The organism is Umezawaea tangerina (assembly GCF_003002815.1).
GTDB classification, from domain to species: Bacteria; Actinomycetota; Actinomycetes; order Mycobacteriales; family Pseudonocardiaceae; genus Umezawaea; species Umezawaea tangerina.
The window spans coordinates 61,437-81,670 of sequence record NZ_PVTF01000023.1 but is presented as its reverse complement, the minus strand read 5'-3'; the positions used below and the strand labels follow the sequence as shown (position 1 = coordinate 81,670).

The 20,234-nt window shown below is 71.8% G+C and carries 20 protein-coding genes; 12 read left to right on the top strand and 8 right to left on the bottom strand.

Annotated elements, in window-relative coordinates:
* Positions 1–3: 3 nt before the first annotated feature.
* Complete coding sequence (locus CLV43_RS44790) at positions 4–1,152, bottom strand: acyl-CoA dehydrogenase family protein (RefSeq protein WP_245887497.1); 1,149 nt, start codon at positions 1,150–1,152, stop codon at positions 4–6.
* Positions 1,153–1,225: 73 nt separating this feature from the next.
* Between CLV43_RS44790 and CLV43_RS44785 the strand changes: the two genes are divergently transcribed.
* The gene (locus CLV43_RS44785) at positions 1,226–1,867 is read left to right on the top strand and encodes a TetR/AcrR family transcriptional regulator (protein WP_106196648.1); all 642 of its coding nucleotides are present in this window, start codon (positions 1,226–1,228) and stop codon (positions 1,865–1,867) included.
* Here the strand turns inward: CLV43_RS44785 and CLV43_RS44780 are convergent.
* Complete coding sequence (locus CLV43_RS44780) at positions 1,829–2,044, bottom strand: DUF2277 domain-containing protein (protein ID WP_106196647.1); 216 nt, start codon at positions 2,042–2,044, stop codon at positions 1,829–1,831. The two genes, CLV43_RS44785 and CLV43_RS44780, sit on opposite strands and share 39 nt — an antisense overlap.
* 27 nt (positions 2,045–2,071) lie before the next feature.
* On the opposite strand from CLV43_RS44780, the gene ligD reads away from it, so the two are divergent.
* Positions 2,072–3,085 (top strand): non-homologous end-joining DNA ligase, encoded by a 1,014-nt coding sequence (ligD, locus tag CLV43_RS44775; protein WP_106196646.1) that lies wholly within the window; start codon positions 2,072–2,074, stop codon positions 3,083–3,085.
* Here the strand turns inward: ligD and CLV43_RS44770 are convergent, their stop codons facing one another.
* The gene (locus CLV43_RS44770) at positions 3,086–3,544 is read right to left on the bottom strand and encodes a hypothetical protein (protein ID WP_146175157.1); all 459 of its coding nucleotides are present in this window, start codon (positions 3,542–3,544) and stop codon (positions 3,086–3,088) included. It lies immediately after the preceding gene.
* Between the two features lie 199 nt (positions 3,545–3,743).
* On the opposite strand from CLV43_RS44770, the gene metG reads away from it, so the two are divergent.
* Complete coding sequence (gene metG, locus CLV43_RS44765; protein ID WP_106196644.1) at positions 3,744–5,192, top strand: methionine--tRNA ligase; 1,449 nt, start codon at positions 3,744–3,746, stop codon at positions 5,190–5,192.
* Between the two features lie 32 nt (positions 5,193–5,224).
* Here the strand turns inward: metG and CLV43_RS47490 are convergent, their stop codons facing one another.
* Positions 5,225–6,088, bottom strand: coding sequence for a hypothetical protein (locus tag CLV43_RS47490; RefSeq protein ID WP_146175156.1), 864 nt, complete (start codon positions 6,086–6,088; stop codon positions 5,225–5,227).
* A gap of 658 nt (positions 6,089–6,746) precedes the next feature.
* Here CLV43_RS47490 and CLV43_RS44755 point away from each other — a divergent pair.
* The 5 genes from CLV43_RS44755 to CLV43_RS44735 all read left to right on the top strand — a co-directional run bounded on the left by CLV43_RS44755 (position 6,747) and on the right by CLV43_RS44735 (position 12,245).
* Positions 6,747–6,956 (top strand): hypothetical protein, encoded by a 210-nt coding sequence (locus CLV43_RS44755; RefSeq protein WP_106196706.1) that lies wholly within the window; start codon positions 6,747–6,749, stop codon positions 6,954–6,956.
* A gap of 123 nt (positions 6,957–7,079) precedes the next feature.
* Positions 7,080–9,854: a glycosyl hydrolase gene (locus CLV43_RS49885; RefSeq protein ID WP_106196643.1), complete on the top strand. Its 2,775-nt coding sequence runs from the start codon at positions 7,080–7,082 to the stop codon at positions 9,852–9,854.
* 36 nt (positions 9,855–9,890) lie between these two features.
* Positions 9,891–10,820 carry a DUF1996 domain-containing protein gene (locus CLV43_RS44745; protein ID WP_106196642.1) on the top strand — a complete coding sequence of 310 codons (930 nt, stop codon included), beginning with the start codon at positions 9,891–9,893 and terminating at the stop codon, positions 10,818–10,820.
* Between the two features lie 92 nt (positions 10,821–10,912).
* Entirely contained in the window at positions 10,913–11,536 is a 624-nt protein-coding gene (locus CLV43_RS44740; RefSeq protein ID WP_106196705.1) for a DUF2238 domain-containing protein, read from the top strand.
* A 49-nt stretch (positions 11,537–11,585) separates the two neighbouring features.
* Positions 11,586–12,245, top strand: coding sequence for a DUF6319 family protein (locus CLV43_RS44735; RefSeq protein WP_106196641.1), 660 nt, complete (start codon positions 11,586–11,588; stop codon positions 12,243–12,245).
* 455 nt (positions 12,246–12,700) lie between these two features.
* Here the strand turns inward: CLV43_RS44735 and CLV43_RS44730 are convergent, their stop codons facing one another.
* Positions 12,701–13,699: an aldo/keto reductase gene (locus tag CLV43_RS44730; protein WP_106196640.1), complete on the bottom strand. Its 999-nt coding sequence runs from the start codon at positions 13,697–13,699 to the stop codon at positions 12,701–12,703.
* Positions 13,700–13,822: 123 nt separating this feature from the next.
* Here CLV43_RS44730 and CLV43_RS44725 point away from each other — a divergent pair, with 123 nt between their 5' ends.
* From CLV43_RS44725 to CLV43_RS44715, 3 genes are read left to right on the top strand one after another with little or no spacing between them, the layout of a single operon-like run.
* Positions 13,823–14,680, top strand: coding sequence for a helix-turn-helix transcriptional regulator (locus CLV43_RS44725; RefSeq protein WP_106196639.1), 858 nt, complete (start codon positions 13,823–13,825; stop codon positions 14,678–14,680).
* Positions 14,681–14,720: 40 nt separating this feature from the next.
* Positions 14,721–15,074 carry a Cd(II)/Pb(II)-sensing metalloregulatory transcriptional regulator CmtR gene (gene cmtR / locus CLV43_RS44720; RefSeq protein ID WP_106196638.1) on the top strand — a complete coding sequence of 118 codons (354 nt, stop codon included), beginning with the start codon at positions 14,721–14,723 and terminating at the stop codon, positions 15,072–15,074.
* A gap of 26 nt (positions 15,075–15,100) precedes the next feature.
* Positions 15,101–15,754: a cation efflux transmembrane domain-containing protein gene (locus CLV43_RS44715; RefSeq protein ID WP_211304869.1), complete on the top strand. Its 654-nt coding sequence runs from the start codon at positions 15,101–15,103 to the stop codon at positions 15,752–15,754.
* 28 nt (positions 15,755–15,782) lie between these two features.
* On the opposite strand, the gene CLV43_RS44710 is transcribed toward CLV43_RS44715, so the two are convergent.
* Positions 15,783–17,327, bottom strand: coding sequence for an alpha/beta hydrolase (locus CLV43_RS44710; protein WP_106196637.1), 1,545 nt, complete (start codon positions 17,325–17,327; stop codon positions 15,783–15,785).
* 149 nt (positions 17,328–17,476) lie between these two features.
* Between CLV43_RS44710 and CLV43_RS44705 the strand changes: the two genes are divergently transcribed.
* Complete coding sequence (locus tag CLV43_RS44705) at positions 17,477–18,379, top strand: EamA family transporter (protein ID WP_106196703.1); 903 nt, start codon at positions 17,477–17,479, stop codon at positions 18,377–18,379.
* On the opposite strand, the gene CLV43_RS44700 is transcribed toward CLV43_RS44705, so the two are convergent.
* A complete protein-coding gene (locus tag CLV43_RS44700) occupies positions 18,366–19,448 on the bottom strand; it encodes an ATP-dependent DNA ligase (RefSeq protein WP_106196636.1) in 1,083 nt (360 codons plus the stop codon). The genes CLV43_RS44705 and CLV43_RS44700 overlap by 14 nt on opposite strands.
* A 26-nt stretch (positions 19,449–19,474) precedes the next feature.
* Positions 19,475–20,215, bottom strand: coding sequence for a pyrimidine reductase family protein (locus tag CLV43_RS44695; protein WP_106196702.1), 741 nt, complete (start codon positions 20,213–20,215; stop codon positions 19,475–19,477).
* Positions 20,216–20,234: the final 19 nt, after the last annotated feature.

Here is a 20,234-nt window from a genome sequence, read left to right as displayed (position 1 = left end):
GTTTCAGAATGCGTTGACGCCGGTCAGCGCCCGGCCGATGAGCAGTTTCTGGATCTGGCTGGTGCCCTCGTAGAGGGTCGTCACGCGGGTGTCGCGCAAGTACTTCCCGACCGGGTACTCGTCGATGTAGCCGTACCCGCCGAAAACCTGGATGGCGCTGTTCGCGGCCCGCACGGCCGCCTCGCTGGCGTAGAGCTTCGCCATCGACGCCTCGGTGCCGAACGGCAGCCCGCGGTCGGCGAGGTCGGCGACCCGCCAGGTGAGCAGCCTGGCCGCGTCCGCCTCGACGGCCATGTCGGCCAGCAGCTCCTGGACGAGCTGGTAGGAGGCGATGGGCTTGCCGAACTGCTCGCGCTCCTTGGCGTAGCGCAGGCTGGCCTCCAACGCGCCGCGGGCGGCGCCGACGCAGCCCGCCGCCACCGACATCCGGCCGCGGTCGAGCGCCGCCATGGCGATCTTGAAACCGGTGCCCTCGTCGCCGATCCGGGCGCTGTCGGGCACCCGGACGCCGTCGAGGGCGAGCTCCGCGGTGGCCTGGCCGCGCATGCCGAGCTTGCCGTGGATCTCGGTGGCGGCGAACCCCGCGGAGTCCGTCGGCACCAGGAACGCGGAGATGCCCCTCGGTCCCGGCCCGCCGGTGCGGGCGAACAGCAGGACGACGTCCGCCCACGTCCCGTTGGTGATGAACACCTTCCGGCCGGTGAGCAGCCAGTCGTCGCCGTCGCGCTCGGCCCTGGTGGCGAGCGACCCGGCGTCGGAGCCGGTCTCCGGCTCGGTGAGCCCGAAGCAGCCGACCAGCTCGCCCGAGCACAGCCCGGGCAGCCACCGCCGACGCTGCTCCTCGGTGCCGTGCTTGGAGATCGTCTTGCCGACCAGGCCGAGCGAGACGGAGATGATGCCGCGCACGGCCGAGTCGCCGCGCGCGATCTCCTCGAGCACGAGGCAGTAGGCGAGGTTGTCGCCACCCGAGCCGCCGTACTCCTCGTCGATGCCCAGCCCGAGAAAGCCGACCTCGCCCAGCTTCGGCACGAGCGCGCGGTCGATCGCCTCGTCCCGGTCCCACTGCAGGGCGAAGGGGACGATCCGCTCGTCGGTGAAGCGCCGGGCCAGTTCACGGAGCTGGCGGTGCTCGTCGGACAGGCTCAGATCCACGCCACGACCTCCTAAACCGAACGGCGTTAGGTATAACGTAGGCGCGTCGGAGAACCCAGTGCAAGGGGTCGTCATGCCTCGACCGAGCATCCCCATCCTCAGCGGGGACCGCATCCGGGAGGTCGCGCTCGGCATCATCGACCGCGACGGCCTGGACGGGCTCTCCATGCGCAAGCTCGCCACCGAACTGGGCGTGCGCGCGCCGTCGCTCTACGGGCACGTGGCGACCAAGGACGACCTGCTGCACGAGATCGCCGCCGAGGTGCTGGAGGAGGTCGACGTGTCCGGTTTCGAGGACGGGAACTGGCGGCGCGGCCTCGTCGTCAGCGCGCGCTCCTACCGGGCCGCGCTGTCGCAGCACCCGAACATCGTGCCGTTCCTCGCCTACGGGCCCGCCGGTCGCGACGCGTCGCTGCGGCGCCTCGACGTCATGCACGGCGCCCTCGTGGACGCGGGGTGGCCGAGGCGGCACGCCACGATGATCGCCGCGTCGCTGATGTACCTGGTGTTCGGCGCAGCGCTGAGCACGTTCTCCAGCGGGTTCTCCACCGACGCCTCGGTCTACCAGGGCCGGTACCCGCACCTGGACAAGGCGCACCTGCTGTCCACGGTCGCCGAGGAGCTGGACCGGGACAGCTTCGAGCTGGCGCTGCGGGCCTTCGTGGAGGGGCTGGAGCTACTTCGCGTGTCCCCTGACCTCGAGGTGCGCGAGTAGCTCCACGGTGGCGGCGGTGATCTGGTCCACGGCTCGTTCGAACGCCTCGGCGTTGTGCGCGGCGGGCGACCGGAAACCGGACACCTTCCGCACGTACTGCAGGGCGGCGGCGCGCATGTCGCCTTCGGTCACCTCGTCCTCGAAGGGCGGGCGGAGCGTCTTGATGCTTCGGCACATGCCGCCATTGTCCTTTACCCTGCCGGGATGGCGCAGGCTTTGGAGCTGGAGGTCCCCGGTCCGCACGGTGTGCGGACCGTGCGGGTGTCGAATCCGGACAAGGTGTACTTCCCCGAGCGCGGCATCACCAAGCGCCAGGTGGTCGAGTACTACCTCGCCGTGGCCGAGCCGCTACTGGGCGTGCTGCGCGACCGCCCGACCACGTTGAAGCGGTTCGTGGACGGCGTGACCGGCGAGGCGTTCTACCAGAAGCGCGTGCCGAAGAACGCGCCCGAGTGGCTCGAGTCCGCGCGCATCAGGTTCCCCTCCGGCCGCCCCGCCGACGAGGTCTGCCCGACCGAGCCCGCCGTCATCGCCTGGGCGGCCAACCTCGGCACGTTCGACTTCCACCCCTGGCCCGTCCGCAGGCCGCTGGTCGACAACCCCGACGAGCTCCGCGTCGACCTCGACCCCCAGCCCGGCACGGACTTCCGCGACGCCGTGAAGGTCGCCGCCGTGCTGAACGAGGTCCTGTCCGAACTGGGCATGACCGGCTACCCCAAGACCTCCGGCGGCCGCGGCGTCCACGTCGCCGTCCGCATCCGCCCGGAGTGGGACTTCGTCGACGTCCGCCACGCCGTCATCGCCCTCGCCCGCGAGGTGGAGAACCGGATGCCCGCCCTGGCGACCACGTCGTGGTGGAAGGAGGAGCGCGGCCAGAAGGTCTTCATCGACTTCAACCAGGCCGCCAGGGACCGCACCATCGCCTCCGCCTGGTCGGTCCGCGGCACCCCGCGCGCCACCGTCTCCACCCCCGTCACCTGGGACCAGCTGTCCACAGTGGACCCCGACGACTTCGACGTCCTCACCGTCCCGGCCTACCTGGCCGAACACGGCGATCCGCACGCCGCCCTCGACTCGCAGGCCTTCGGCCTGGAGACCCTGCTCGAGTGGTACGCCAAGGACGACCGCGGCGAGATGCCCTACCCGCCCGACTACCCGAAGATGCCCGGCGAACCGATGCGCGTGCAGCCGTCGAAGGCGAAGAAGCCCGCCGAGTAGCTACCGCGCCGCCCAGTCCCGGAACGCCCGCGCCACCGCTGGCGCGTCGGTGCCGGGGCTGTTGAGCCGGAACACGACCCGCACGTCGTCCTTCTGCACGGCGCCCGGCAACGTCAGCGCGAACGGCGTCTGCTGCTTGCTGGTGCTCGTCAACGTCGACCCACCCACCCACAACGTGACGGCCCGTCGATCCAGGACGGTCAACCGGATCGGCGACCGCGCCGCCAACGGCGCCACCTGGAACCCGAGGTCGCGCACCATCAGGTCCACCAACGCCGGCGCCGTCGAGGCCGGGTCGCGCGCCAGGTAGTCCCGCAACCGCCGCGTCACGTCCTCCCGCAACAACGGCCCGCTCGCCGTCGCCCGATCGAACCTCACCACCGTCTCCGCCCCGTCCTCGGGCCGGACCAGCGTGACCTCGGTGCACCCCACGGGCAGGACTACTCGGTAAGCGGCCATGAGGGACCGTACTTCGCGGTGAAGGGGGTCCGCAGCGCGGGCGGGTCCGCGTAGCATCGGGGGCGTGTTGAGGAACACCGCCACGAGCATGTGCGGCCGGATGACGTCGTCCGGCTTCCTCCGCACGTCCTGACCCGCAGACGAGGAGGCCCCTGGGGCCACCTCGTGCGAGCCTGTCGTCAGGGGCGGAGAGGCAGTGATGAGCCGCTACAACGTGACGACCTCCATCCCGTACGTCAACGGCAGGCCCCACATCGGGCACGCGTTGGAGCTGGTGCAGGTCGACGTGCTGGCCCGACATCGGCGGCAGCGCGGGGACGAGGTGCGGGCGCAGACCGGGACCGACGACAACGCGCTGAAGAACGTGCACAGCGCCGAGGCCGCGAGGGTGACGCCCGCGGTGTACGTGGCACGGGTCGCGGAGCGGTTCCGCGAGTTGGGGGCCGCGTTGGGGACGGGGTTCGACGACTTCATCCGGACGGGTTCCGACCCGCGGCACGCGCCGGGGGTGGCGGAGCTGTGGGCGGCGTGCGCCGACGACTTCTACCGGCGCGAGTACACCGGGCTGTACTGCGTGGGGTGCGAGCTGTTCTACCCGCCCGGCGAACTGGTCGACGGGCGGTGCCCGGAGCACGGGACCGTGCCGGAGGAGGTGACCGAGGAGAACTGGTTCTTCCGGTTGAGCCGGTACCAGCACCAGGTGGAGAGGCTCGTCGCCGACGACGTGGTCCGGGTGGAACCCCTGTCCCGCAAGAAGGAGGTGCTGGCGTTCGTCCGATCAGGACTGGAGGACTTCAGCGTCAGCCGCGGCGTCGCCCGCGCCCGCGGGTGGGGCGTCCCGGTGCCCGGCGATCCGGGGCAGGTCGTCTACGTCTGGTTCGACGCGCTCGCCAACTACCTCACCGCGCCGGGCTACGGCACCGACGACGAGGGGTTCCGGCACTGGTGGGACGGCGCCGACGAGCGGGTGCACGTGATCGGCAAGGGGATCGTCCGCTTCCACGCCGTGTACTGGCCCGCGATGCTGCTGTCCGCCGGGCTGGCGCAGCCGACGACGATCTTCGTGCACGAGTACCTGACGGCGGGCGGCGAGAAGATCAGCAAGTCCCTCGGCAACGCCGAGGACCCCGCCGCCGTCATCGCCACCCACGGCACCGACGCCGTCCGCTGGTGGCTGCTCCGCGAGGTCGCCCGCGCGGGCGACACCGACTACACCCCCGAACGCCTGGTCGCCCGCGCCAACGAGGACCTGGCCAACAACATCGGCAACCTGGTCAACCGCACCCTCACCATGCTCACCAGGTACGGCCCCGCCCACGGCGACGACCCCCGCGCCACCACCCTCCGCGCGGCCCGCGCCGAGGCCGCCGCCACGATCGACCACGCCCTGGCCGACTTCGACTTCCGCCGCGCCGTCGAGGCGGTCACCCGCATCGCCACCGAGGCCAACCGCTACATCCAGTCCACCAAACCCTGGGCACTCGCCAAGCGGAACGACCCCACCCTCCCCGCCGTCCTCGGCGAACTGCTCACCACCTGCCACTCCCTCGCCACCCACCTCACCCCGTTCCTCCCCGCCGCGGCCGCCCGCATCCAGGCGCAATGCGACGGCACCGCCCCGATCGCACCCGTGTTCCCCCGCCTGTGAAGCGGTGGAGCCTCCTCCCGAGGGGGCTCCACCTACTTCAGGTCGAGCTTGACCCCGATCCGCCGGTCGGCCGCGATGTCCTCGACGACCAGCCGGACGACCGGGACCGCCTCGGTCGCGGGGTCGAGCGTGAACCTGTCCGACTCGCCCAGGCCGACGGGGTCGCAGTCCACCTTGGTCGAGGGAGGCAGGGTGACCTCGTAGCTGAAGTAGGCCAGCGGTCGCCCCATGGCCATGACGAACTCGTCCGGCTTGCGCTGCCTCATCAGCGGAAAGCCCTTACCGGGCCAGTCGTAGACGACGTTCAGCGTCAGCTCCTCGCCCTTCTCGGGCACGGTGGCGCCGAAGTGCACCAGCACCTCGAACCGGCCGTCCGACAGCCAGTGCGTCGTCAACGGCCAGCGCGTGCCACCGATGCCGTTGCGCTTGATGCTGCTCACGGTCACGTGCACCCGACGCCGGTCCTTCTCCGGCTGGTCCCAGTTCGGGCCGACGCGCAACCGGAAGAACGGCAGGTCGTCCGTCTCCACCATCGCCCGCACCGCGATGGTCCCCTTGGCGTCGCCGTTCGCCCGGATGGTGACGGCCTCCTCCCACCGGTCGATCCGCCACAGGTGGTCGGACTCCTCGTAGGTCCTGTTGCACTGGTCGGACAGCAGCTTGCGGTAGTCGGCGTTGTCGCGCCGCAGTCCGGTGTTCGAGCCGATCTGCACCGCCAGCAGGCCGAGCGTGCCCAGGATCCAGATGACGATCCCCGCGGCCTTGAACGCGCTGGTGCCGAACAGCGCGCTCAGGACGCTCGCGAACGCGAGGATGCCGAGAGCGCCCCTGGCCAGACCCTGGAGTCCGGCCCTGTCCAGGTAGTCCTCCAGGTACGTGATGAAGCTCGTCAGCATCGCCCGCCCCCTTCCGCTGGGGTGCGCGCGGCACTCGGTCCGCGGTTGATCGAACTAAAACAGCGGATGAGGGGAGGGTCAATTCACCCCGCGTATGAACGGGACCGCATTACGCGGGGCGGTCATCGCGAATGCGCAGTTGTGCGGTCCGAAATCCGCGGACTGCTCGGACCAGAACGTGAACGGACCCCGTTCGCGCAGGTCGTGCGCGCAACGGGGTCCGTGATCACTCGCGGACAAAACCCTGGTGGGGGCTATTTGTCGCCGCTCTCGCCGCCGAAGAAGCCGCGGTCGTGAGTGGTGCGCATGGACCCTCCAAGGAGATCCGCGGCCAAAGGTGCGACCCGAGGGAGTGGATGGTGCTCCACGTGCGGGGAATGGTTTGCGGCCATTCCGCCGATCGTCAGCCGTGGGGCGGACCTCGCACTTCCAGCGGACGCCCCGGTGACCACTTTCGTCGATTTTCGACGCGATCATACGACAAAGATCCACTTGGCCGCGCACCGGCGGCACGTTCGGGTGACAGCCTTGCTGACCTGTGCTTCCACCCCCGAACCCCCTGAGCCAACCGGCTGGAAGTACCGCCGGATTCCCCTGAATGCCCGTCCGCCCTCGTACGATGGGCTGGACGGTCGAGGCGAGGGAGTGGGAGGTCGCGATGACTCATGCCTATGTGGTCCGGTTCGTCGGTGGGCCTCTGGACGGGCGGGTGGACTCGCTCGCGGAGCCGCAGGCGGAGCCGAAGCCGACGTTGACGCACGTCCACCTGCACGGCGGGCCGAAGATCGTGCACCACTACGACCTGCAGTACGCGGTGGAGTACGGGTGCGAGTACCGGTTGCGCGATGTCGGGGAAGACGCGGACTGAGTTTCCAAGCAAGACGCGCGGCGGAAACAAAGCGTGGACACGCCGTCACGCGGGGTTTACCGTGTCTTTAATGTGAGAGCGCTCTCACAGTGTGAGTCCCTGTCACTCCACTGGAGGTCCCCCGTGCGTTCTACCCGTCCACGCCTGGCCGCGTTCGCCGCGGCGCTGGTCGCGGCCACCGCGATAGCCGTCGTCCTGCCTCCCGCCGCCAACGCGGTCGCGGTCGGCGCCGGGAGCTACGCCACCGGGAGACCGGCGGGAACGGTGGGTCCGTCGAACTCCGACGGGGCGCCCGTCACGCCGAAGGTCACCTCGCGGATGGCCGGTCAGCCGGTGCCGACGAACGAGTGGTGGTCCTCCCTGGTCTGGCAGCGGTACGCGGGCAACCCGTACGGCGAGAACCTCTACGCCCACCCGATGTCGTTCCACGCCGCGGCGCAGGGCCTCGGGGTCGGGTACCCGAACACGGCCGCGGTCGTCTCCAACGGCACCGCCTACGAGATGATGCACCGCGACGACCTGTTCGTCGGCGTCTCCGGCCTGAGCTCGTCCGGTGTCGCGGTCGACGGCTGGTCGGACTGGACCGTCAGTCCACTGTGGACCGGAGGCGGGCGCACCCTGCGCGCCACCATCGGCCACGGCCTGCCGTACGTGTTCGCGGAGGCGACCGGCGGCACCGCCCGCGTCGGCTTCAACGCGACCGCGACCGTGTGGAGCAGCACGACTCCCGGCGTCCTCGGGGTGACGGTCAACGGCCACGACTACGCCGCGTTCTCGCCGAGCGCGTGGACGGTCTCGGGGTCCGAGGCGACCTCGGCCGCGGCGTTCTTCTCGGTGGCGCTGCTGCCGTCGCGCGACGCGCTGCCCCTGTTCCAGAAGTACGCGTTCTCCTTCGTCACCGACACGAAGGTCACGTGGTCCTACGACTCGGCCACCGCGCAGTCGTCGGCGACCTACGCCGCGACCACGGTCGCCCGGCAGGGCACGCAGACCGGCACGCTCCAGGCCCTCTACCGCCACCAGTGGCTGAACTCCGCCGACGCGGTCACCGCCCACCGCTACACCTCGCCGCGCGGTGAGATGCGGCTTCGCGAGGGCGGCTCGTTCACGACCAGGCAGGCGTTCAGCGGTGTGCTGCCCGCGCTGCCGCTGTCCGGCCAGGCCGACACCGCCCGGCTGCGCACCGAGATCGACGCCGAGCTGAACGCGGCGGACCCGTGGAAGGGCGCGTCGGACACCTACTGGACCGGCAAGGCCCTGAACCGGCTGTCGAACCTGGCCAGGATCGCCAACCAGATCGGCTACACCGCGGGCCGCGACCGGTTGATCGCGCTGCTGCGCGACCGGCTCAGCGACTGGCTCACCGCCACGCCGGGGGAGTCGGGCAGGCACTTCGCCTACGACTCGACCTGGGACACGCTGATCGGCTACCCGGCGTCGTTCGGCTCCGACAGCGAGCTCAACGACCACCACTTCCACTACGGCTACTACGTCCTGGCCGCGGCCGTCGTCGCGCAGCACGACCCGGCGTGGGCCGCGGACGCCCGCTACGGCGGCATGGTCAAGCTGCTCGTCAAGGACGCCAACAACTACGACCGCTCCGAGAGCCGGTTCCCGTTCCTGCGCACGTTCGACGCCTACGCGGGCCAGAACTGGGCGTCCGGCCACCAGGGCTTCGCGGCGGGCAACAACGAGGAGTCGTCCTCGGAGTCGATGATGTTCGCGACCGCCGCGGTGCTGTTCGGCCAGGCGACCGGCGACAACGCCCTGCGCGACGCGGGGATCTACCTCTACACGACGCAGCAGTCCGCCATTGGCCAGTACTGGTTCAACGTCGACGGCGGAGCCGGCAATCAGGCACAGGGTTCCGTGTTCCCGCCAGCATTCCCACACAGCACGGTCGGCATCGTGTGGGGCAACGGCGGCGCCTACAGCACGTGGTGGACCGCGAACCCGGAGGAGATCCACGGCATCAACATGCTGCCGATCACCGGCGGCTCGCTCTACCACGGGGCCTGGAAGGCCGACATCGTCCAGAACATCAACGAGATGCGCGCCAACAACGGCGGCACCGAGGTGGAGTGGAAGGACGTCATCACCGAGTTCCTGGCCATCGCCGACCCGGCGCAGGCGCTGGCGAACTACGGCGGTGGGCTGGAGCCGGAGTCCGGTGACTCCCGGCCGCACGCCTACCACTGGATCACCTCGCTCAACACCTACGGCACGCCCGACCACTCGGTCACCGCGAACGTCCCGACCTACGCCGTGCTGAACAAGAACGGCGCGAGGACGTACGTGGCCTACAACCCCGGCGCGACCGCGGCGACGGTGGCGTTCTCCGACGGCCAGACGCTGTCCGTCCCGGCGGCCTCGACCGGGTGGCGCGGTCCGGCGGGCTCGGGCGTCGACTCCGGCACCGGCAGCAGCAACCCGCCGACCACGACCACGACGACGACCACCACGACCACGCCGCCGCCGACGGGCAGTCGCAACGCGTTCGCTGCCATCCAGGCGGAGTCGTTCGACGGGCAGGACGGCGTGGTCACCGAGACCACGACCGACACCGGCGCGGGGCAGAACATCGCCGGGCTCCGCAACGGCGACTGGGCGCTGTTCCGGGGGGTCGACTTCGGCTCCGCCACCGGGCGGCAGTTCAGCGCGCGGGTCGCCAGCGGCGCGGCCGACGGCGTGAGCGGCCTGGTCGAGGTGCGCACGGGCAGCCCGACCGGGACCGTGCTCGGTTCCTTCGCCCTGGCCAACACCGGCGGGTGGCAGAGCTGGCGCACGGTGCCCGCGAACATGTCGCCGCTGACCGGCAAGCAGGACGTCTACCTGACCTTCACGAGCGGGCAACCGGCCGACTTCGTCAACGTCAACTGGTTCTCGTTCGGGCAGTGATCCGCCGCCGCTTCACCCCTTGAGGAGGAAGCTGACATGCGCAGGAGGCTACGAGGAGTCATCGGGGCCACGGCCACGACGATCGCGGTGCTCGTGATCGGCGTGGTCGTGTCCTACCAGCCCGCGGGAGCGGGGCCGCAGCACGGCAGCCACCCCGGTGCCGTCGACCAGCAGCAGGCCAGGGCCATCGCGGACCAGGTCGGAGTCCAGGGCGTCTCGGAGTTCCGGGTCGCCTGCTCCAGCAGCCACCGGGCGGGGAACGACCCCATCGTGTTCCCCGGTCAGACCGGCGTCTCGCACGTCCACGAGTTCTTCGGCAACCGGTCGACGAACGCGAGCTCGACGACCACGTCGCTGAAGGCGGCGACGACGAACTGCAACCCGGTCGCCGACCTGTCGGCGTACTGGGTGCCGACGCTGTACAAGAACGGCCAACCGGTCGCGCCGGAGAGCGTGACGGTCTACTACCAGGGCATCCACGACATGGCGCAGGCCAAGGCGCCACCGCAGGGACTGCGGTACGTGGTGGGCAACAGCAAGGCGGTCAGCCCCGCCGAGAACCCGTCCGCGCGCTGGTCCTGCACGACGCAGAGCCCGTCGAGCCCGGACTTCATGAACTGCCCCTCGGGCACGAAGCTGGAGACCTACCTGGACTTCCCGACCTGCTGGGACGGCCGGAACCTGGACTCCGCCAACCACCGCGACCACGTGGTGTTCTGGGCGGGCAGCTGCCCCGGCACCCACCCGGTCGTGCTGCCCCGGCTCGAACTGCTGATCACCTACCCGGTGAACGGCGGTGGCCTCTCGCTCGGCGGGACGGTCAACGGGGTCAACACGACGACCGCCCCCGGCTTCACGTTCCACGGCGACTTCATGAACGCCTGGGACGCGAACGAGCTCCAGCGCCGGATGACCAACTGCATCAACCCCGGCCGCAAGTGCGGCACGGACGGCAACCCGGCCTGACCGCGGGGAGCGCGCCGGCGGACGGCCCAGCCGTCCGCCGGTGTCCTGTGTGGATGGTGGTCCGGACGGCCGCCGGCGGGCAGTATCCGTGCATGGAACGCGAACCGATCGTCCAGGTGTCGCTCGTCGTGGCGGCCGTGGCGGTGTCCGCCATCGGGCCCAAGAGCTACGGCACGTGGCTGCTGGAGGTGGCGCCGATCCTCGTCGCGCTGCCGATCCTGGTGCTGACCCACCGCCGGTTCCCGCTGACCCGGCTCGCCCGGTGGCTGGTCGTCGGCCACGCCGTCGTGCTCGCCGTCGGCGGCCACTACACCTACGCCGAGGTCCCCGTCGGGTTCCGGGTGCGCGACCTGTTCGAGCTCCAGCGCAACCCGTACGACCGGTTCGCCCACGTGGTCCAGGGGTTCGTGCCCGCGATCGTCGTGCGCGAGCTGCTGCTGCGCCGGACGCCGCTGCGCCAGGGCCGCTGGTTGTTCGCCCTGGTCACCGCGACCTGCCTCGGGATCAGCGCCGCCTACGAGCTGCTGGAGTGGGCCGGGGCCGTCATCGGTGGCGACTCGGCGGAGGACTTCCTTGGCACGCAAGGGGATGTGTGGGACAGCCAGTGGGACATGCTCCTTGCCCTACTGGGTGCCCTCAGCGCACAGTTGGCGCTGGGTCGGGTGCACGACCGGCAGCTGTCGCGGATGCCGATGGCAAAACTGTCGGTGCCATAAGGCAGTCTGCACCCGGTTGGGAAAATCAAGATCGTTCTTGGAGGGGCAGATGGCACAGGGCTCGTTGTCACCGCAGGATCTCGACCACCTGCGCGCGGAGCTCGCCGAGGGGCGCCAGCCCGCTGTCTGGTTCACCTCGGCCGCGGTCGGGGTCGAAACCGGGCGCTCGGCGAAGGTGATCTCGTTCACCGAACCCGAGGAGGGCGACTTCATCCAGGTCCGCCCGACGGGGGACCGGGACGAGATCTCGTTCTCCCCGGCCGAGCTGACCACCGAGAAGCCTCCGCGCAAGAAGGCGCCGGCGGCCAAGCCGCCGGTCAAGGAGGCCGAGCCGGAGAAGCCGGCGGAGATCGAGCACGTCTACACGCCCGCGCCGCCGCCGGTGGTGGAGAAGCCGAAGCCCGCTCCGGCCAAGCCCGCTCCGGCCGCGCGCAAGGGCGCGAAGCCCGCCGAGGTCACCATCACGCTCACGTCGACCATCGAGGGCGAGTGGGCGGCGGAGGTCCTCGTCGGCGTCAAGCGCACGCTCAGGCAGGCGGCCCTCACCCCGAGCGCCGTCGCCCAGGCCGCCAAGCTCCTCCACCCGGAGGTCGCCGCCGCGGTCGACGCCGTGCTCACCGCGGCCCGCGAAACCCACCTCGCGAGGGTGGAGCAGCTGCGGGCCGAGCTGGAAGTGGCCCAGCGCGCGTTGGATGAGCTGTCCGGCTGACAAGTCCGAAGCAGGTGAACACGTATTGCGACGTATTGATGATTCACCGTTCGCGATCGAGTGAAGGGACTTCCCCTGGCTAGCGGTAGGGCGGACGGTGAGGTCGAAATACCTTCGGTGCTGGAGGTCCGCTCGATCACGGGGAGGCCATGATGGCGGTAGAGATCACGACGGTGGAACAGGCCCAGCTCGGGGGCTGCAACTGCTGTGGTGGATGCACCGGCCCAGGTTGCGGGTGTTGCTCGAGCTGTTGACATGACGGTGGTGACGGCCCCGGTCCTCGCGGACCGGGGCCGTCGCCTTGTCCATCGGGGGTTCGGAAATGGCCGTTCCCGACCGGTCGCGCGGAATATGAGCGCAACTCGGCTATTTCGGGGTTCTTCGTCGGCTGGAATTGCCGGACCCGTGGACGGAATCGGGATTTTCCCGATTGGGAATTCCTGGACGTGCCAGGTTCAGTTGCCCACGCCGAGGCTCGCCATGTGGTTGGCCGGGTAGCGGTCGCCGCGCGCCGAGCCCGCGGGGACGGCCTTCTCGATCTCGGCGAGGTCGTCCTCGGTGAGCACCAGGTCGATGGCGGGCAGCGCCTCGGCCAGGCGGACGCGGGTGCGGGCGCCGACCAGCGGCACGACGTCCTCGCCCTGGGCGGCCACCCAGGCGATGGCCAGCTGGGCGACGGTGCAGCCCTTGGCCTCGGCGACCCGGCGCAGCGCGTCGGTGAGGGCGAGGTTGTGGGTGACGTTCTCGGCCGAGAAGCGCGGGGTGAACCCGCGCTGGTCACCGGGGGCGCCCGCGCGGTCGGGGGTCCAGTGGCCGGAGATGAGGCCGCGGCCCAGGACGCCGTAGGCGGTGAGGCCGATGCCGAGCTCGCGGAGCACGGGCAGGACGTCGGCCTCGACCGAACGGGTGAGGACCGAGTACTCGATCTGCAGGTCGCTGATCGGGTGCACGGCGTGGGCGCGGCGGATCGTCGTGGCGTCGACCTCGGACAGGCCGATGTGGCGGACGTGGCCCGCGTCGACCATCTCCTTGATGGCGCCGATCGTGTCCTCGATCGGGACCGCCGGGTCCAGCCGGGACGGGCGGTAGACGTCGACGTGGTCGGTGCCCAGCCGGGTGAGCGAGTAGGCCAGGAAGTTCTTCACCGCCGCGGGCCTGCTGTCCTGCCCGGCGGCCTCGCGGCCGGGCCCGCGCTGCTGGCCGAACTTGACGCTGAGCTGGTAGCTGTCGCGGTCCCGGCCGCGCAGCGCCTCGCCGAGCAGCAGCTCGTTGTGGCCCATGGCGTAGAAGTCGGCGGTGTCGACCAGCGTGACGCCCGCGTCGAGCGCGGCGTGCACGGTGGCGATGCTCTCGGCCCGGTCGGACAGGCCGTAGGCGCCGCTCGACATGCCCATCGAGCCCAGCCCCAGCGCCGAGACGGCCGGTCCGGTGCTGCCGAGGTTTCGTGTGCGCATCAGTTCCCCTTCATCGGTGTCCCCACCACCATGCGACCCGGTCGGGGGATGCGGGAGTGGAGCGTTTCCCCCGGGAGCGCCGCTCCCTGGATGGGGTCGCCGCCGTCGGGGGAGCATGGGGTCATGCAACGCGAGCAGCTCGCCGACTTCCTGCGCAGGCGCCGCGAGGCGATCCGCCCGGCCGAGGTCGGCATCGCCGCGGGGCCCCGTCGCCGCACCGCGGGCCTGCGCCGCGAGGAGGTGGCCACCCTCGCCGGGATGTCGGTCGACTACGTCGTCCGCCTGGAGCAGGGCCGCAGCAGCCAGCCGTCCACGCAGCTGCTGGGCGCGCTGGCCAGGGCGCTGCGCCTGTCCGACGACGAGCGCGCCCACCTGTTCCACCTGGCCGGACACCGGCCGCCGCCGTCCGAGGGCGTGGCGCAGCTGGCCCGTGCCGGACTGCTGCGCATGCTCGACCTGCTCGGTGACAACCCCGCCATGGTCGTGTCCGACCTGGGTGAGGTCCTCGCCCAGAACCGGGCGTCCACGCTGTTGGCGGGTGACCACACCGCGTTCTCCGGGTACCAGCGGTACGTCGCCTACCGCTGGTTCGCCGACCCCGACTCCCGCTCGATCGGCCCGCCGGAGGAGCGCGAGCGGCACACCCGCCACATCGTGGCCGACCTGCGCGCGGTCGTCGGCAGGCGTCCCGGTGACCCCGTGGTCGCCGATCTGGTCGAGCGGCTGGCGGCGGCGAGCGCCGAGTTCCGCGAGTACTGGGCCGAGCACCAGGTGGCCGTCCGCCGCGCCGACCGCAAGACCTTCCTCCACCCGCGGGTGGGCCGCCTGGTCATGGACTGCGAAACCCTGGTCACCCCCGACCAGGGCCAGCAGCTCGTCGTGCTCACCCCGGCCGACGCCGAGTCCCGCGAACGCCTCGCCCTGCTGCACGTCCTGGGCACCCAGGAGTTCCCCACCGGCTCCTCGAACGCCGGCCGCTGAGCCGTGGTGATACGTCAGCGTTGACTGTACTGTTTCGTGGATGCTGACCTGTGAGACGCGGGAGTCGGCGCTGGCCCGTCTCGGCCGGGCGCTGGCCGACCCGACCCGCTGCCGGATCCTGGTCGCGCTGCTGGACGGGGTGCGCTACCCCGGTCAGCTCGCGACCCGGCTCGACCTGACCCGCTCCAACGTGTCCAACCACCTGTCCTGCCTGCGCGGGTGCGGTCTGGTCGTGGCGACCTACGAGGGGCGCCAGGTCCGCTACGACCTGGCCGACGCGCACCTGGCGCGAGCGTTGGGCGAGCTGGTGCAGGTCGTGCTGGCCGTGGACACCGCGCGACCGTGCGCGGACGACCAGGAACCGGCCGCGGCAGCGCGCGGAGCCGAGCGGTGAACGAGGACGGCCGCTTGGACCTGCGGCTGGTCGCGGTGCCGCAGGAGCACGACGGGTGCTGCGCCCCACGGCCCCCGCTCGTCGAGCCGGGACGCCGCGCCGCCCTGACGCGCCGGGTGCGGCTCCTCGTCGCCGCGACCATCTCCTACAACGTCGTCGAGGCGGTCATCGCGATCTCGGCGGGCACCGCCGCCTCGTCCACCGCCCTGGTCGGGTTCGGCCTGGACTCGGTGATCGAGGTCGCGTCGGCTTGCGCCGTGGCGTGGCAGTTCTCCGGACAGGATCCGAAGTCAAGGGAACGGGCCGCGCTCAAGGTCATCGCGATCTCGTTCTTCGCCCTGGCCGCCTACGTCGGCGTCGAGGCCATCCGCTCGTTGGCGGGCGTGGAGGCCGCCGGGCACTCGCCGGTCGGTGTCGCGCTGGCCGCCGTCTCGCTGCTGGTCATGCCGTTCCTGTCCACCGCGCAACGCCGCGCCGGGCGTGAGCTGGGGTCGGCCAGCGCGGTCGCGGACTCGAAGCAGACGATGCTGTGCACGTACCTGTCCGGTGTGCTCCTCGTCGGCCTGCTGCTGAACTCGCTGCTCGGCTGGTGGTGGGCGGACCCGGTCGTCGCCTTGGCGATCGCCGCCGTCGCGGTGCGGGAGGGCCGCGAGGCCTGGCGCGGCGACCACTGCTGCTGACGGCGCCGCGAGACCCGCCCGACCACCGTCACGGCGGGCAGACGGTGCCGTTGGCGGGGACCTTGGCGTCGAGCAGGAAGTCCTTCGCGGCGGTGGTGGCGCACTGCGAGAGCCCGAGCGCGCCGTGTCCGCCGCCCTGCCACCCGACCACGACCCCCGCGGGCAGCTGACCGGCCGCGCGTTCGGTGCCCTGCTGCGGGGTGACGGGGTCCGTGGCGGTGCTGACGACCAGGATCGGCGGGGCGCCGTTGAGGGCGGGCACCTTGAGCGGGGACGGGACCGGGAAGGACGCGCACAGGAGCAGGCGCTGCGCGTACAGGGCGCCGAACAGGGGGTGCTTCTCGCGCCAGTCGGTGGTCAGCACCGTCACGCGGTCCGGCGGGATGCGGGTCGACGTGTCGTTGCAGCCGGTCACGAGGGCGGCGTCCAGGCGCGGCGGGTTCTCGTCGACGTCGGCGACCAGCGGTTCGACCAACCCGACGAGGCCGTTGCCGTCACCCGCCTTGGCGGCGGAGATGGCGTCGGCCAGCGCGGGCCAGCGGGCGCGGTCGGCCAGGCCGACCAGGACGGCCTGCGACGCGGTGCCGGGGGTCAGGGCGATGCCCAGGACCCGCAGCGGGGTGGTACGGAGCTGGTCGAGCAGCGCGGTGAACTCCTGCTTCGCGTTCGCGCCCAACGCGCAGCCGCGCACGGCGCAGTCCTTGGCGAACGCGTCGAACGTGGCCTCGGCGGCGACGGCCCTGGCCTCCGCGGCGCCGATCGCGTCCAGCGTGGGGTCGGGGGCGCCGTCGAACACCATCCGGCCGATGCGGTTCGGGAACCGGCTCGCGTAGAGGCTGAGGACCCTGGAGCCGTCGCCGACGCCGACCGCGTTGAGCCTGCCGACGCCGAGCGCCTCGCGCAGCTTCTCCAGGTCGGCGGCCGCGCGCCACGAGTCCATCGCGGTCAGCCGGTTCTCCAGGTCGAGCACGCACTCCTGGCTGGCCGTGGTGATCGCGCCGCGCAGCTCGGTGTTGTCGGTGCTCGCCGGGTCGAACTCGACGATGTCGAGCCGGGCCGACTCGGGGACGCAGGTGACGCCGTCGGACTTGCCGGTGCCGCGGCGGTCGACGCCGATGAGGCTGAACCTGCTGAGCACCTCCGGCGGCAGCGACGACGCGAGCCGGGCGGCCTTGAGGGTGCCGGGCTCGCCGTCGGCGTCGCTGACGACGACCAGCGGGCTCTTGCCGGTGCCCGCCTTGAGCACCGAGACGCTGAGGCTGCCGCGGCCGGGCCTGCTCGGCGCGTCCAGGGTGGACGACATGCGCGCGCACTGGAACGAGCCGCCCTGCGGCGCGGTCGGGCCGAGCCGGAGCAGCGTGGAGTCCGTGCACTCCTGCCAGTTCAGGCCGCTGTCCTTGCCGTCCTCGAGGTCCGGCACGGGCTGCTGGCCCGACGGGGCGGCCTCGGTGGGTGTCCCGCTGTCGCCGCGCACGGCGATCACCGGGCGGATCGACGGTCCGGCGCTGCACGCGCCCAACGCGGTGATCATGACCAGCGGCAGCAGCAGGGCGGCGTGGTGCCGACGCGGCACGGGTGTTCCTCGCTCTCGGCGGAAAATGCGACCGGACAGGGCGAAAGGGTCGCACGGTCCAGGTGAGACTTCGGTGAGCGGAGCGCGCCCGACCTGTGGGTATCGGGGTGCGCCGATCCTCTTCGGACGGGCAGGATGGCCTGGTGGCGATGGCACAGGCGGGACCGGCGTCGGAGCGTCCGTTCGACGGGGTGGGTGGTCTCCCGACCGCCGCCCGCGTGCTCGGCGCGGTCCCTCCGCCCGCGCTGGTGCTGCTGGGGATCGTCAGCATCCAGGTCGGCGCGGCGCTGGCGAAGCAGCTGTTCGCCATCGCGGGCACGTCGGGCACGGTGGCGTTGCGGCTCGCGTTCGCGGCCGTGGTGCTGGTGGTCCTGTGGCGGCCCTCGGTGCGGATCGGCAGGCGGATGCTGCTCACCGTCGTCGGCTACGGCGCGGTGCTCGGGGCGATGAACCTGCTCTTCTACCAGGCGATCGAACGGATCCCGCTGGGCGCGGCGGTGACCATCGAGTTCCTCGGCCCGCTGGCCGTCGCCGTGGTCGGGTCGCGGCGGTGGGTCGACGGCCTGTGGGCGCTGCTGGCGGCGGGCGGCGTGCTGCTGCTGACCCGCGCCGACGGCGGCCTGGTGTGGACCGGTGTGGTGTTCGCGCTGCTCGCGGGCGTGTGCTGGGGGACCTACATCCTGCTCGCGGCCTCGTTGGGCAGCCAGTCCCCGGACGGGCGGGGGCTCGCGCTGGCGATGGTGTTCGCCGCGCTGGTGGTGCTCCCGTTCGGCGTCGGCGACGTCAGCCAGGTGCTGCTCGACCCGCTGGTGCTGCTCTCCGGCCTCGGCGTGGCGCTGCTGTCCACGGTGGTGCCGCACTCGTTGGAGCTGGAGGCGCTGCGCCGCATCCCGCCGCGGGTGTTCGGCATCCTGATGAGCCTGGAGCCCGCGATGGCCGCGCTCGTCGGCCTGGTCGTGCTCGGCGAGGCCCTGCGGCCCGTGCAGTGGGTCGCGGTGTGCTGCGTGGTGCTCGCCTCCGCGGGCGCCACCCGGACCGCTAAGCCGGTTTGACCTCGCCGCGCAGCACCGACTCCACGTCGTAGCGCGCGGGCTGGTCGAGCTGGTCGTAGCGGCACGAGTCCGCCTCGCGGTCCGGCCGCCACCGGGTGAACTGGCCGTTGTGCCGCAGCCGGGCCGGGTGCCCGCCCTCGGTCTGGGTGTAGGAGATCTCCAGCACGCGCTCGGGCCGCAGCGGGACCCACGACGCGTGCTCGCCGCGCCACCGGTTGATCGCGCCGGGCAGCCTGCGGCCGTCCTCGGCGTCCGGGCCGAGCCACGGGTGGTCCCCGGCTTCGGTGATCAGCTCGCGCAGCTCGTCGGCCAGCTCCCGGCGGCGGTCGGCCTTGAACGACCCGACCACGCCGACGTGGTGCAGCACGCCCTGGTCGTCGTGCAGGCCCAGCAGCAGCGACCCGACGGCCGTGCCGGGGTCGGTGTCCTTGTGCCAGCGCAGCCCCGCGACCACGCAGTCCGCCGAGCGGGCGTGCTTGACCTTGATCATCGACCGCTTGCCCGGCGTGTACTCCGAGCCCGCGGGCTTGCCGATCACGCCGTCCAGCCCGGCGCCCTCGAACAGCTCGAACCACTGCGCCGCCAGCCCCGCGTCGGTGGTCGCGGGCGTCAGGTAGAGCCCGTCACCCGGCTTCACCAGCGCCACCAGCGCGTCCCGGCGTTCGGTGCACGGCTTCTCCAGCAGCACCTCGTCGCCGAGCGCGAGCAGGTCGAACGCCACGTAGGCCGCGGGGATCTGCTCGGACAGCAGCGCGATCCGGCTGGCGGCCGGGTGGATGCGCTCCGACAGCGCGTCGAAGTCCAGCCTGTCGTCCTTCGCGACCACCAGCTCGCCGTCGAGCACCACCCGGTCGGGCAGCGTCCGGAGCATCGCGGCGACCACCTCGGGGAAGTACCGGTTCAACGGCTTCCCGCTGCGCGACTGGAGCACCACCTCGTCGCCGTCGCGGAACACCAGGCAGCGGAACCCGTCCCACTTCGGCTCGAACAGCAGGTCCTTGCCGGACGGGATCGCGTCGACCGCGGTCGCGAGCATCGGCTGCAGCGGTGAGGTCAGGGGTAGCGGCACGGGGCCATCCTGCCTCTTGCGGCAGGTCAGCGCACGCGTTGGTAGCGCAGCAGCAGCGCCGACTCCGAGTGCAGCACCGAGGTGAGCTCCATCCCGCGCGGCACCTCGGGCGTCGCCCCGTGCGCGATCCGGCCCGCGTCACCGCCCACCAGCGCGGGCGCGACCGTGACGCACAGCTCGTCCACCAGGTCCGCGGCGATCAGCGCCCCGAACAGCGTCGGCCCGCCCTCGCAGTCCACCCGGCGCAGCCCGCGCCGCTCCAGCTCCCGCAGCGCCGCGACCAGGTCCACCTCGTCCTCGCCGACGACCACCACGTCCGCACCGGCCTCGACCAGCGCGTTCCGGCGTTCGGCCTGCGCGGACGACGTGGTCAGCACGATCGGTGGCACGGACGTGTCGGTCAGCAGGGGAGAGGTCGGCGGAACGGACGCGCGGGCGGTCACCACGGCGATCGGCGGCACGGGGGCCAGCCCCAGCCGGGCCCGGCGTTCCGCGCGCACCTCGCCCGCCCTGATGCCGCGGTAGCCCTCGGCCTCGGCCGTGCCCGCGCCGACCAGCACCACGTCGGCGAGGTCGCGGCCGAGCGCGAACACCTTCTTGTCGGCCGCGTTGCCGAGCGCGCCGGACTTGCCGTCGACCGACACCGCCCCGTCGACGCTGGACACGAAGTTGACCTGCACCCACGGGCGGTCCAGGGCGGGCGGGTAGTCGTAGACCCGCTCCAGCTCCGCGTCGCCGATCTCCCCGGCCTGTGGTGGCCACAACATCTGCACACGGCCATCCCAG